Raw genomic sequence first — 13,225 nt, 5'->3', positions numbered from 1 at the left:
GCTGCACACGCTCGGCGCCGAGGTCACGCTCGTCGCCCCGCCGACCCTGGTGCCGATCGGCGTCGAGGAGTGGCCGTGCGAGGTGTCGTACGACCTCGACCGGGTGCTCCCCAAGTCCGACGCCGTGATGATGCTGCGGGTCCAGCGCGAGCGGATGAACGCCGCCTTCTTCCCCACCGAGCGCGAGTACTCACGGCGCTACGGGCTCGACGGCGAGCGGATGGCCCGGATGCCCGACAACTCGATCGTCATGCACCCCGGCCCGATGAACCGGGGCATGGAGATCACCGCCGAGGTCGCCGACTCCGACCGCTGCACGGCCGTCGAGCAGGTCGCCAACGGCGTCTCGACGCGGATGGCCGTGCTGTATCTGCTACTTGGCGGCAACGAGCCCGCCGTCACCCATTCCCGCGCGACGTCCGCCACCGAGGAGAGCAAGTAACCATGAGCAAGATCCTGATCCGTGGCGCCAAGGTGCTCGGCGGCGAAGTGCGCGACGTACTCATCGACGGCACGGTCATCGAGCGCGTGGACACGGACATCGACGCGGGCGACGCCACCGTCGTGGCGGCCGAGGGGCAGATCCTACTGCCCGGCCTGGTCGACCTGCACACCCATCTGCGCGAGCCCGGCCGCGAGGACTCCGAGACCGTCCTCACCGGCACCAGGGCCGCCGCGATCGGCGGCTTCACCGCCGTGCACGCCATGGCCAACACCTTCCCCGTCGCCGACACCGCCGGCGTCGTCGAGCAGGTCTGGCGGCTCGGCCGCGAGTCCGGCTACTGCGACGTGCAGCCCGTCGGCGCCGTCACCGTCGGCCTGGAGGGCAAGCAGCTCGCCGAACTCGGCGCCATGCACGACTCGGCCGCCGGGGTGCGGGTCTTCTCCGACGACGGCAAGTGCGTGGACGACGCGGTGATCATGCGCCGGGCACTGGAGTACGTGAAGGCGTTCGACGGAGTCGTCGCCCAGCACGCCCAGGAGCCCCGGCTCACCGAGGGCGCCCAGATGAACGAGGGCATCGTCTCCTCCGAACTCGGCCTCGGCGGCTGGCCCGCCGTCGCCGAGGAGTCGATCATCGCCCGCGACGTGCTGCTCGCCGCGCACGTCGGCTCCCGCGTGCACATCTGCCATCTCTCCACGGCCGGTTCGGTCGAGATCGTCCGCTGGGCCAAGTCCAAGGGCTGGAACGTCACCGCCGAGGTCACGCCGCACCACCTGCTGCTGACGGACGAGCTCGTACGGACGTACGACCCCGTCTACAAGGTGAACCCGCCGCTGCGTACCGAGGCCGACGTCCTGGCGCTGCGCGAGGCCCTGGCGGACGGCACGATCGACTGCGTCGCCACCGACCACGCCCCGCACCCGCACGAGGACAAGGACTGCGAGTGGGCGGCGGCCGCCATGGGCATGGTCGGCCTGGAGACCGCGCTGTCCGTCGTCCAGCAGACGATGGTCGACACCGGTCTCATCGACTGGGCGGGCGTCGCCGACCGGATGTCGGTGCGGCCCGCGCAGATCGGCCGTCTCGCCGGTCACGGGCGTCCCGTCTCGGCAGGTGAGCCCGCCAACCTCACGCTCGTCGATCCCGCTTACCGTGGAGTGGTGGACCCCGCGGGCTTCGCCTCCCGCAGCCGTAACACCCCCTACCAGGGCCGTGAGCTGCCGGGACGCGTCACACACACCTTCCTGCGGGGCCGTGCCACGGTCGTCGACGGGAATCTGGCGTGAGCGCTGTACTGATCAATCTGGCCGCCGAACAGAAGTCGGCGGATGTGACCGACTGGGCCGCCCGTATCGGCTGGGTGGTGGGTCTGCTCCTGTTCATCGCCCTCGTGTACTGGCTGATGCGCCAGGGCTGGAAGTGGCGCGGGAGCCTCCAGTCGGACCTGCCCGAGCTGCCCCAGGTGCCGGAAGTCACGGGAGAGGCGACGCTGCGGCTCAGCGGTCGCTACCACGGCTCCACCACCGCCGGTCAGTGGCTGGACCGCATCGTCGCCCACGGACTCGGCGTCCGCAGCCGGGTGGAGCTGACGCTCACCGACGCGGGCGTGGACGTCGTACGCCCCGGAGCCACAGACTTCTTCGTCCCGGCCGGCCAACTGCGCGCCGCCCGGCTCGACAAGGGCATCGCCGGCAAGGTCCTCGCCGAGGGCGGACTGCTGATCCTCACCTGGCAGCACGGCGACCGGCTGCTCGACTCCGGGTTCCGCTCCGACCGCGCGGCCGAGCACACGGCCTGGGTCGACGCGGTCAACCTCATGAACCAGTCCATCACGACGAATCAGACACCGACCACGAACGCGTCGACCACGCCGACCGACGACGCGCCCTTCACGACGGAAGGCACCGCACGATGACCCTCTCCACCCGGGGAGCCGCCCAGGCTCCCGCCGTACTCGTCCTGGAGGACGGCCGCAGCTTCCGCGGCCGTGCCTACGGGGCCGTGGGGGAGACCTTCGGCGAGGCGGTGTTCTCCACCGGCATGACCGGCTACCAGGAAACCCTCACCGACCCCTCGTACCACCGCCAGGTCGTCGTCATGACCGCCCCGCACATCGGCAACACCGGCGTCAACGACGAGGACGACGAGTCCGGCCGGATCTGGGTCGCCGGCTATGTCGTACGCGACCCCGCCCGCGTCCCGTCCAACTGGCGCTCCCGGCGCTCCCTGGACGAGGAACTGACGCGGCAGGGCATCGTCGGCATCAGCGGCGTCGACACCCGCGCGCTCACCCGCCATCTGCGCGAGCGCGGTGCGATGCGCGTCGGCATCTTCTCCGGCGACTCCCTCCCCGGCGGCCTCCTCACCGACGACGCGACGCTGACCGCGCGCGTGAAGGAGGCGCCCCGGATGAAGGGCGCCAACCTCTCCGCGGAGGTCGCCACCACCGAGACGTACGTCGTCCCGGCCGTCGGCACCAAGCGGTTCACCGTCGCCGCCATCGACCTCGGCATCAAGGGCATGACCCCGCGGCGGATGGCCGAGCGCGGCATCGAGGTGCACGTCCTGCCCGCCACCGCCACCGTCGACGACGTGTACGCGGTCGCGCCCGACGGCGTGTTCCTCTCCAACGGGCCCGGCGACCCCGCCACCGCCGACCTCACGGTCGTCAAGGGCGTGCTGGAGCGCGGCACACCGCTCTTCGGCATCTGCTTCGGCAACCAACTCCTCGGCCGGGCACTGGGGTTCGGGACGTACAAGCTCAAGTACGGCCATCGCGGCATCAACCAGCCCGTGCAGGATCGTTCCACCGGCAAGGTCGAAGTCACAGCCCACAACCACGGGTTCGCGGTCGACGCCCCGCTCGACCAGATCTCCGACACCCCCTACGGCCGCGCCGAGGTCTCCCACGTCTGTCTCAACGACAACGTGGTCGAAGGGCTCAGGCTGCTCGACCGGCCGGTCTTCAGCGTCCAGTACCACCCCGAGGCGGCTGCCGGCCCGCACGACGCCGCGTACCTCTTCGACCGCTTCACATCCCTGATGGAGGGCCAGCGTGCCTAAGCGCTCCGATATCCGGTCCGTCCTGGTCATCGGCTCGGGTCCGATCGTCATCGGCCAGGCGGCCGAGTTCGACTACTCGGGCACCCAGGCCTGCCGCGTCCTCAAGGCCGAGGGCCTGCGCGTCATCCTCGTCAACTCCAACCCGGCCACGATCATGACCGACCCGGAGATCGCCGACGCCACGTACGTCGAGCCGATCACCCCCGAGTTCGTCGAGAAGATCATCGCCAAGGAGCGCCCCGACGCGCTGCTGCCCACCCTCGGCGGCCAGACCGCCCTCAACACCGCCATCTCCATGCACGAGAACGGTGTCCTGGAGAAGTACGGCGTCGAGCTGATCGGCGCCAACGTCGAAGCCATCCACAAGGGCGAGGACCGCGACCTCTTCAAGGGCGTCGTCGAAGCCGTCAAGGCGAAGATCGGATACGGCGAGTCCGCCCGCTCCGTCATCTGCCACTCGATGGACGACATCCTGGCCGGCGTCGAGGAACTGGGCGGCTACCCCGTCGTCGTACGCCCCTCCTTCACCATGGGCGGCGCCGGCTCCGGCTTCGCCCACGACGAGGACGAGCTGCGCCGTATCGCGGGACAGGGCCTGATGCTCTCGCCGACCACCGAGGTGCTCCTGGAGGAGTCCATCCTCGGCTGGAAGGAGTACGAACTGGAGCTGATGCGCGACCGGAACGACAACGTCGTGGTCGTCTGCTCCATCGAGAACTTCGACCCGATGGGCGTCCACACCGGCGACTCCATCACCGTCGCGCCCGCGATGACCCTCACCGACCGCGAGTACCAGCGGCTGCGCGACATCGGCATCGCGATCATCCGCGAGGTCGGCGTCGACACCGGCGGCTGCAACATCCAGTTCGCCGTCGACCCCGTCGACGGCCGGATCATCGTCATCGAGATGAACCCCCGCGTCTCACGGTCCTCCGCGCTCGCCTCCAAGGCCACCGGCTTCCCGATCGCCAAGATCGCCGCGCGCCTCGCCGTCGGGTACACGCTGGACGAGATCCCCAACGACATCACCGAGAAGACCCCCGCGTCCTTCGAACCGACCCTCGACTACGTCGTGGTGAAGGTCCCGCGCTTCGCCTTCGAGAAGTTCCCCGCCGCCGACGCCACCCTCACCACCACCATGAAGTCGGTGGGCGAGGCCATGGCCATCGGCCGCAACTTCACCGAGGCGCTCCAGAAGGCCCTGCGCTCGCTGGAGAAGAAGGGCAGCCAGTTCGCCTTCACCGGCGACCCGGTCGGCCTCGGTACCAAGGCCGAGCTGCTGGAGCGGGCGAAGGTCCCCACCGACGGCCGGATCAACACCGTCATGGAGGCGATCCGCGCCGGGGCGAGCCAGGAGGAGGTCTTCGACGCGACGAAGATCGACCCGTGGTTCGTCGACCAGCTCTTCCTCATCAAGGAGTACGCGGACGAGCTCGCCGCCGCGGAGAAGCTCGACCCCGAACTGCTCGCCGCCGCGAAGCGGCACGGCTTCTCCGACGCACAGATCGCCGGGATCCGGGGGCTGCGCGAGGACGTCGTACGCGAGGTACGGCACGCGCTGGGCGTGCGCCCCGTCTACAAGACGGTCGACACCTGCGCCGCCGAGTTCGCCGCGAAGACCCCGTACTTCTACTCCTCCTACGACGAGGAGAGCGAGGTCGCGCCGCGCGAGAAGCCCGCCGTGATCATCCTCGGCTCCGGCCCCAACCGCATCGGCCAGGGCATCGAGTTCGACTACTCCTGCGTGCACGCCTCCTTCGCGCTGAGCGACGCCGGGTACGAGACCGTGATGGTCAACTGCAACCCCGAGACCGTCTCCACCGACTACGACACCTCCGACCGGCTCTACTTCGAGCCGCTCACCCTGGAGGACGTCCTGGAGATCGTCCACGCGGAGACCCTGGCCGGGCCCGTCGCGGGCGTCATCGTCCAGCTCGGCGGCCAGACACCGCTCGGCCTCGCCCAGGCGCTCAAGGACAACGGCGTCCCCGTCGTCGGCACGCCCCCTGAGGCCATCCACGCCGCCGAGGACCGCGGCGCCTTCGGCCGGGTCCTCGCCGAGGCCGGACTGCCCGCGCCCAAGCACGGCACGGCCACCACGTTCGACGAGGCCAAGGCCATCGCCGACGAGATCGGCTACCCGGTGCTGGTCCGCCCCAGTTACGTACTCGGCGGGCGCGGCATGGAGATCGTGTACGACGAGATCCGCCTCTCCTCGTACATCGCCGAGTCCACCGAGATCAGCCCCACCCGCCCCGTCCTGGTGGACCGCTTTCTCGACGACGCCATCGAGATCGACGTCGACGCGCTCTACGACGGCACCGAGCTGTACCTGGGCGGCGTCATGGAGCACATCGAGGAGGCCGGCATCCACTCCGGCGACTCGGCGTGCGCCCTGCCCCCGATCACCCTCGGCGGCTTCGACATCAAGCGGCTGCGCGCCTCCACCGAGGCCATCGCGCGCGGAGTCGGCGTCCGCGGTCTGATCAACATCCAGTTCGCGCTGGCCGGGGACATCCTCTACGTCCTGGAGGCCAACCCGCGCGCCTCGCGCACCGTGCCCTTCACCTCCAAGGCCACCGCCGTACCGCTGGCCAAGGCCGCGGCCCGGATCTCGCTCGGCGCCACCGTCGCCGACCTCCGTACGGAGGGCCTGCTGCCCGCCGGCGGCGACGGCGGGACCCTCCCCATGGACGCACCGATCTCCGTCAAGGAGGCCGTCATGCCGTGGTCGCGCTTCCGCGACATCCACGGACGCGGCGTCGACACCGTCCTCGGCCCGGAGATGCGCTCCACCGGCGAGGTCATGGGCATCGACTCCGTCTTCGGCACGGCGTACGCCAAGTCACAGGCAGGGGCGTACGGTCCGCTTCCCACGAAGGGCCGCGCGTTCATCTCCGTCGCCAACCGCGACAAGCGCTCGATGATCTTCCCCGCGCGTGAACTCGTCGCGCACGGCTTCGAACTGCTCGCCACCTCCGGCACCGCCGAGGTCCTGCGGCGCAACGGCATCAACGCCCGCATCGTGCGCAAGCAGTTCGAGGGCGCGGGCCCCAACGGCGAGAAGACCATCGTCCAGCTCATCCACGACGGCGAGGTCGACCTCATCGTCAACACCCCGTACGGCACCGGCGGCCGGCTCGACGGCTACGAGATCCGCACCGCCGCCGTGGCGCGCGGCGTCCCCTGTCTGACGACGGTGCAGGCGCTCGCCGCCGCCGTCCAGGGCATCGACGCCCTCAACCACGGTGACGTCGGCGTCCGTTCCCTCCAGGAACACGCCCAGCACCTCATCGCCGCCCGCGAGGACTAGGAGGAGCCTGCTCACATGTACCGACTCTTCTTCCGGCTCTTCTTCCGACGGATGGACCCGGAGCAGGCCCACCAGCTGGCCTTCCGCTGGATCCGGTTCGTCGTCGGCGTCCCCGTGCTGCGCACCTTCGTCGCGGCGGCGCTCGCGCCCCGCTACAAGGAACTGCGCACCGAGGCCCTCGGGCTGCGGATGCACGGCCCGTTCGGGCTCGCCGCCGGCTTCGACAAGAACGCCGTCGCCGTCGACGCCATGACCATGCTCGGCTTCGACCATGTCGAGATCGGCACCGTCACCGGGCAGCCGCAGCCGGGCAACCCCCGGCAGCGGCTGTTCCGGCTGCCCGCCGACCGGGCGCTGATCAACCGCATGGGCTTCAACAACGACGGGTCGGCCACCGTCGCCCTGCGACTCGCCACCCGCCGGCCCGTCTTCCGTACGACGGTCGGCGTCAACATCGGCAAGACCAAGGCCGTGGCGGACGACGCGGCGATCGGCGACTACGTGACGTCGACCGAACGCCTGGCCGCGTACGCCGACTACCTCGTGGTGAACGTCTCGTCGCCCAACACCCCCGGCCTGCGCGACCTCCAGGCCGTCGACCAGCTGCGCCCGCTGCTGACCGCCGTACGCGAGGCCGCCGACCGCGTCGTCACGGGGCGGCGGGTCCCGCTGCTGGTCAAGATCGCGCCCGACCTCGCCGACGAGGACATCGACGCGGTCGCCGACCTGGCCGTGGAGCTGGGCCTGGACGGCATCATCGCCACCAACACCACCGTCGCGCGCCACGGCCTCGGCCTGAAGACGGCCCCGTCCCTGCTCGCCGAGGCCGGCGGACTGTCCGGGGCGCCCCTCAAGGCCCGCTCGCTGGAGGTCCTGAGGCGCCTGTACGGCCGTGTGGGCGACCGGATCACGCTGGTCGGCGTGGGAGGCATCGAGAACGCCGAGGACGCCTGGCAGCGGATCCTGGCGGGCGCGACGCTCGTCCAGGGCTACAGCGCCTTCATCTACCAGGGCCCGTTCTGGAGCCGCGGCATCCACAAGGGGCTCGCCGCCCGGCTGGCCACCAGCGAGTACGCCACACTCGCCGACGCCGTCGGCGCCGACACCAGGAAGGTGCCCGCATGAGCACGGCCACGGAGCCCGAGGCGTTCGGGGCCCGGCTGCGCCGCGCCATGGACACCCGGGGGCCGCTCTGCGTGGGCATCGACCCGCACAGCTCGCTCCTGAGCGCCTGGGGCCTGAGCGACGACGTCGCGGGCCTGACGGCCTTCACACGGACGGTCGTCGAGGCGCTGGCCGACCGCGTCGCCGTACTGAAGCCGCAGTCGGCGTTCTTCGAGCGGTTCGGCTCGCGCGGTGTCGCCGTCCTGGAGAAGGCGGTCGCCGAGGCGCGGGCCGCCGGCGCGCTCGTGCTGATGGACGCCAAGCGCGGCGACATCGGCTCCACCATGGCCGCGTACGCCCAGACGTACCTCGACAAGGACAGCCCGCTCTTCTCGGACGCCCTCACGGTCTCGCCGTACCTCGGCTTCGGCTCGCTGCGGCCGGCCCTGGACGCGGCACGCGTCAGCGGGTCGGGCCTGTTCGTACTCGCGCTCACCTCCAACCCGGAGGGCGCCGAGGTCCAGCGGTCCACCACGGCGGACGGCCGGTCGCTCGCGCAGCTGATGCTCGATCACATGGCGGCGGAGAACTCCGGTGCGGCGCCGCTCGGTTCGATCGGTGCCGTCGTCGGGGCGACCCTCGGCGAGGCCGGCGTGGATCTCGGCATCAACGGCCCGCTCCTGGCCCCCGGAATCGGGGCGCAGGGGGCGACCCCCGCCGATCTTCCGGGGGTGTTCGGCGCGGCCGTCGCGAACGTGGTGCCGAGCGTCAGCCGCGGCGTACTGCGTCACGGTCCGGATGTTTACGCCCTGCGTGCGGCGGCGGAGCGGTTCAACGACGAGGCACGGACGGCGGTTGAGGGCGCGGCCGAGCGCGCGGACGGAGCGCGCTGACGCGGATTGAAGCAGAAAAGCGGGTTGTTTTGCCTGGAATGTCCTGGTCGAGCGATGCTGACCAGGACTTTTCGGCTGTTCTCGCTGACGAGAGCGGTCTTCAACGCTAGTCTCCGTCGAGAGCCAACGCGCGAAGCATCGCTCGTAGCTCGCCCTGGTGTGGGGCGAACCAGTTCCTCACCGGTCCGTATCCGACAGTTCGACATCCGAGGTGACGTAGGCGTGGCTCTTCCGCCCCTTACCCCTGAACAGCGCGCAGCCGCGCTCGAAAAGGCCGCCGCGGCTCGCCGGGAGCGGGCCGAGGTCAAGAATCGACTCAAGCACTCCGGCGCCTCCCTCCACGAGGTCATCAAGAAGGGCCAGGAGAACGACGTCATCGGAAAGATGAAGGTCTCCGCGCTCCTCGAATCTCTGCCCGGCGTGGGCAAGGTCCGCGCCAAGCAGATCATGGAGCGGCTCGGCATTTCCGAGAGCCGGCGTGTGCGGGGTCTCGGCTCCAACCAGATCGCGTCGCTTGAACGCGAGTTCGGCGGCGGTGCCGCCTGACGTTCCCGGGCACTCCCGGGAACCTGGATAATCGCTGCATGGCACCAGAGGTACGTTCGCGGCTGACCGTGCTCTCCGGCCCCTCGGGGGTCGGCAAGAGCACGGTCGTCGCCCATATGCGCAAGGTCCACCCCGAGGTATGGCTCTCGGTGTCGGCCACCACCAGAAAACCGCGTCCCGGCGAACGCCACGGCGTCCAGTACTTCTTCGTCGGCGACGAGGAGTTCGACAAGCTGGTCGCCAACGGTGAGCTGCTGGAATGGGCGGAATTCGCGGGCAACCGCTACGGCACGCCGCGTCGCGCGGTGCTCGAACGCCTGGAGGCGGGCGAGCCCGTGCTCCTGGAGATCGATCTCCAGGGCGCGCGGCAGGTCAAGGACTCGATGCCGGACTCCCGGCTGGTCTTCCTGGCGCCGCCGAGCTGGGACGAACTGGTCCGCCGGCTCACCGGCCGGGGCACCGAGTCGCCCGAGGTGATCGAGCGCCGGCTGGAGGCCGCGAAGGTGGAGCTGGCCGCCGAGCCGGAGTTCGACACCTGCCTCGTCAACACCTCCGTCGAGGACGTGGCCCGCGAGCTGCTAGCCTTGATGGCAGTTGTCTGACCTCTGTCCGCTTACGCGCAGCCGTCGGCAGCACCTCGTATTTACCCTGGATTCCAGTCCCTGGTCTCCTGTATTTCCCTGATTTATCTTCGGAAGGCAAGAGAGTGTCCTCTTCCATTTCCACGCCCGAGGGCATCATCAACCCGCCGATCGACGAGCTGCTCGAGGCCACGGACTCGAAGTACAGCCTCGTGATCTACGCGGCCAAGCGCGCGCGTCAGATCAACGCGTACTACTCACAGCTCGGCGAGGGCCTGCTGGAGTACGTCGGTCCGCTGGTGGACACGCACGTCCACGAGAAGCCGCTCTCGATCGCCCTGCGTGAGATCAACGCGGGTCTGCTGACGTCCGAGGCCATCGACGGCCCGGCGCAGTAGAAGGCGACAGTTACTTATCCCACAGGGATCCCACAGGCCCGGCAGCGCGACTGCCGGGCCTGTGGTGTGTCATAGAGAGGCACGACGCAGCCATCCGAACGCGGGGAGACACGGTGGACCAGACGCAGCGCTCGGCGAGGACGGACGACAGACCGAAGGTCGTGCTGGGTGTGAGCGGCGGGATCGCCGCGTACAAGGCGTGCGAGCTGCTGCGCCGCCTCACCGAGTCGGGCCATGACGTACGGGTCGTACCGACCGCGTCGTCCCTGCACTTCGTCGGCGCCGCGACCTGGGCGGCGCTCTCCGGCCACCCCGTCTCCACCGAGGTCTGGTCGGACGTCCACGAGGTGCCGCACGTGCGCATCGGCCAGTCCGCCGACCTCGTCGTCGTCGCCCCCGCCACCGCCGACATGCTGGCCAAGGCCGCCCACGGCCAGGCCGACGACCTGCTGACGAACACGCTCCTCACCGCGCGCTGCCCGGTGGTCTTCGCGCCGGCCATGCACACCGAGATGTGGGAGCACCCCGCGACCCGGGCGAACGTCGCGACCCTCCGCGCGCGCGGAGCCGTCGTCATCGAGCCCGCCGTCGGCCGTCTCACCGGCGTCGACACCGGCAAGGGGCGGCTGCCCGACCCCGACGCGATCTTCGAGGTGTGCCGCCGGGTGCTGGCGCGCGGTGTGACGGCGCCCGACCTGGCCGGCCGGCACGTCGTCGTCTCCGCGGGCGGTACGCGCGAGCCGCTCGACCCCGTACGGTTCCTCGGCAACCGCTCCTCCGGGAAGCAGGGGTACGCCCTGGCCCGTACGGCGGCGGCCCGCGGCGCCCGCGTCACCCTCATCGAGGCCAACACCGGGCTGCCCGACCCGGCCGGCGTCGACATCGTGCGCGTCGGAACCGCCGTACAACTGCGCGAAGCCGTCCTGAAGGCGACCGCGGACGCCGACGCCGTGGTCATGGCCGCGGCCGTGGCCGATTTCCGTCCCGCCGACTACGCCCAGGGCAAGATCAAGAAGAAGGACGGCCAGGAGCCGGCACCCATCGCGCTCGTCCGCAACCCCGACATCCTCCAGGAGATCGGCACGGAGCGCGCCAGGCCGGGGCAGGTGATCGTCGGATTCGCGGCCGAGACGGACGACGTGCTGGCCAACGGCCGGGCGAAGCTGCGCCGCAAGGGCTGCGACCTGCTGGTCGTCAACGAGGTGGGGGAGCGCAAGACCTTCGGCGCCGAGGAGAACGAAGCGGTGATCCTCGCCGCGGACGGCGGCGAGACCCCCGTGCCGTACGGTCCCAAGGACGCGCTCGCCGACGCCGTCTGGGACCTGGTCGTACCGGCACTCGGCTCCGTGTAGACGAACGGGAAGTTAATTCTTCGTTCGCCCCTTCGGGCGGTGAGAAACGGCTCAAAACGGGTGTTCCAGGTCGGGATGGGGGGCGATCGTCGTATCGCAGGACGGAGTGACACCGCCAACTCCACTCCCACAGTCCGAGACGTCTGGACCTTCCGCGCCGTCGGCCGGATAAACTGGCGGCGGAACGACACGGGGCGCAGCTCCCCGGACGTTCCGCCAAGGATCTAGCCAGCAGCCGCTGCAACCCCAGGGAGCGATGTGTCGCGCCGTCTGTTCACTTCGGAGTCTGTGACCGAAGGCCACCCCGACAAGATCGCTGACCAGATCAGCGACACGATTCTCGATGCGCTCCTGACGGAGGACCCCACCTCCCGCGTGGCGGTCGAGACCCTGATCACCACCGGCCTGGTGCATGTGGCCGGCGAGGTGACCACCAAGGCCTACGCGCCCATCGCGAAGCTCGTCCGCGACAAGGTGCTGGAAATCGGCTACGACTCCTCGAAGAAGGGCTTCGACGGCGCCTCCTGCGGCGTGTCGGTGTCCATCGGCGCGCAGTCCCCCGACATCGCCCAGGGCGTCGACACCGCCTACGAGAAGCGGGTCGGCGGTGTGGAGGACGAGCTGGACAAGCAGGGCGCCGGCGACCAGGGCCTGATGTTCGGCTACGCCTGCGACGAGACGCCCGAGCTGATGCCGCTCCCGATCCACCTCGCCCACCGGCTCTCGCGCCGGCTGTCCGAGGTCCGCAAGAACGGGACCATCCCCTACCTGCGGCCCGACGGCAAGACCCAGGTCACCATCGAGTACGACGGCGACAAGGCCGTCCGCCTCGACACGGTCGTCGTCTCCTCGCAGCACGCGTCGGACATCGACCTGGACTCGCTCCTGGCACCCGACATCCGCGAGTTCGTCGTCGAGCATGTGATCAAGCAGCTCCTCGAGGACGGCATCAAGCTGGACACCGAGGGCTACCGCCTGCTGGTCAACCCCACGGGCCGCTTCGAGATCGGCGGTCCCATGGGCGACGCCGGCCTCACCGGCCGCAAGATCATCATCGACACCTACGGCGGCATGGCCCGCCACGGCGGCGGCGCCTTCTCCGGCAAAGACCCCTCCAAGGTGGACCGCTCGGCCGCCTACGCGATGCGCTGGGTCGCGAAGAACGTGGTCGCGGCCGGTCTCGCCTCGCGCTGCGAGGTCCAGGTCGCGTACGCGATCGGCAAGGCCGAGCCGGTGGGCCTGTTCATCGAGACCTTCGGCACGGCGGCGGTCGACGTCGAGAAGATCGAGCAGGCCATCGCCACGGTCTTCGACCTCCGCCCGGCCGCGATCATCCGCGACCTGGACCTGCTCCGCCCGATCTACGCCCAGACGGCGGCGTACGGCCACTTCGGCCGCGAGGAGCCGGACTTCACCTGGGAGCGCACGGACCGCGTGGACGCACTGCGCGCGGCGGCCGGTCTGTAAGGCGCCCGGCGCACATCGACGGGGCGGGTCCCGGACACCACCGGTGTCCGGGACCCGCCCCGT

12 protein-coding genes are annotated in these 13,225 nt (G+C 70.2%); all 12 read left to right on the top strand.

The window, feature by feature from the left end; genetic code table 11:
- The coding region (locus BHU15_RS08810; RefSeq protein WP_497209765.1) for an aspartate carbamoyltransferase at positions 1–442 on the top strand (442 nt) is incomplete at its 5' end.
- A 2-nt stretch (positions 443–444) separates the two neighbouring features.
- Positions 445–1,731 (top strand): dihydroorotase, encoded by a 1,287-nt coding sequence (locus tag BHU15_RS08805; protein WP_069626674.1) that lies wholly within the window; start codon positions 445–447, stop codon positions 1,729–1,731.
- Between the two features lie 11 nt (positions 1,732–1,742).
- Positions 1,743–2,360: a PH-like domain-containing protein gene (locus BHU15_RS08800; RefSeq protein WP_107422826.1), complete on the top strand. Its 618-nt coding sequence runs from the start codon at positions 1,743–1,745 to the stop codon at positions 2,358–2,360.
- Positions 2,357–3,508, top strand: coding sequence for a glutamine-hydrolyzing carbamoyl-phosphate synthase small subunit (carA, locus tag BHU15_RS08795; protein WP_069626673.1), 1,152 nt, complete (start codon positions 2,357–2,359; stop codon positions 3,506–3,508). Before BHU15_RS08800 ends, carA begins: the two co-directional genes overlap by 4 nt.
- A complete protein-coding gene (carB, locus tag BHU15_RS08790; protein WP_069626672.1) occupies positions 3,501–6,821 on the top strand; it encodes a carbamoyl-phosphate synthase large subunit in 3,321 nt (1,106 codons plus the stop codon). Before carA ends, carB begins: the two co-directional genes overlap by 8 nt.
- Positions 6,822–6,836: 15 nt before the next feature.
- The gene (locus BHU15_RS08785; protein WP_069626671.1) at positions 6,837–7,946 is read left to right on the top strand and encodes a quinone-dependent dihydroorotate dehydrogenase; all 1,110 of its coding nucleotides are present in this window, start codon (positions 6,837–6,839) and stop codon (positions 7,944–7,946) included.
- Positions 7,943–8,818: an orotidine-5'-phosphate decarboxylase gene (gene pyrF / locus BHU15_RS08780; RefSeq protein ID WP_069626670.1), complete on the top strand. Its 876-nt coding sequence runs from the start codon at positions 7,943–7,945 to the stop codon at positions 8,816–8,818. The genes BHU15_RS08785 and pyrF overlap by 4 nt, the downstream gene beginning before the upstream one ends.
- A 222-nt stretch (positions 8,819–9,040) precedes the next feature.
- Positions 9,041–9,364, top strand: a complete 324-nt coding sequence (locus BHU15_RS08775) for an integration host factor (protein WP_023542987.1) — start codon at positions 9,041–9,043, stop codon at positions 9,362–9,364.
- 38 nt (positions 9,365–9,402) lie between these two features.
- A complete protein-coding gene (gene gmk, locus BHU15_RS08770; protein WP_023542988.1) occupies positions 9,403–9,966 on the top strand; it encodes a guanylate kinase in 564 nt (187 codons plus the stop codon).
- 104 nt (positions 9,967–10,070) lie between these two features.
- Entirely contained in the window at positions 10,071–10,343 is a 273-nt protein-coding gene (rpoZ, locus tag BHU15_RS08765) for a DNA-directed RNA polymerase subunit omega (RefSeq protein WP_023542989.1), read from the top strand.
- A 113-nt stretch (positions 10,344–10,456) separates the two neighbouring features.
- Positions 10,457–11,695, top strand: a complete 1,239-nt coding sequence (coaBC, locus tag BHU15_RS08760) for a bifunctional phosphopantothenoylcysteine decarboxylase/phosphopantothenate--cysteine ligase CoaBC (RefSeq protein ID WP_069626669.1) — start codon at positions 10,457–10,459, stop codon at positions 11,693–11,695.
- A gap of 258 nt (positions 11,696–11,953) precedes the next feature.
- On the top strand, positions 11,954–13,162 hold the full coding sequence (gene metK, locus BHU15_RS08755) for a methionine adenosyltransferase (protein ID WP_023542991.1): 1,209 nt from the start codon (positions 11,954–11,956) through the stop codon (positions 13,160–13,162).
- The last annotated feature ends 63 nt before the right edge of the window (positions 13,163–13,225 follow it).

Source organism: Streptomyces niveus, from assembly GCF_001723055.1.
GTDB classification, from domain to species: domain Bacteria; phylum Actinomycetota; class Actinomycetes; order Streptomycetales; family Streptomycetaceae; genus Streptomyces; species Streptomyces niveus.
This window is presented reverse-complemented; position numbering and strand designations above follow the sequence as displayed.

Coding starts and splice junctions, on each gene's coding strand:
- BHU15_RS08805 (WP_069626674.1), top strand. CDS start 445: ATGAGCAAGATCCTGATCCGTGGCGCCAAGGTGCTCGGCGGCGAAGTG.
- carA (WP_069626673.1), top strand. CDS start 2,357: ATGACCCTCTCCACCCGGGGAGCCGCCCAGGCTCCCGCCGTACTCGTC.
- BHU15_RS08785 (WP_069626671.1), top strand. CDS start 6,837: ATGTACCGACTCTTCTTCCGGCTCTTCTTCCGACGGATGGACCCGGAG.
- pyrF (WP_069626670.1), top strand. CDS start 7,943: ATGAGCACGGCCACGGAGCCCGAGGCGTTCGGGGCCCGGCTGCGCCGC.
- gmk (WP_023542988.1), top strand. CDS start 9,403: ATGGCACCAGAGGTACGTTCGCGGCTGACCGTGCTCTCCGGCCCCTCG.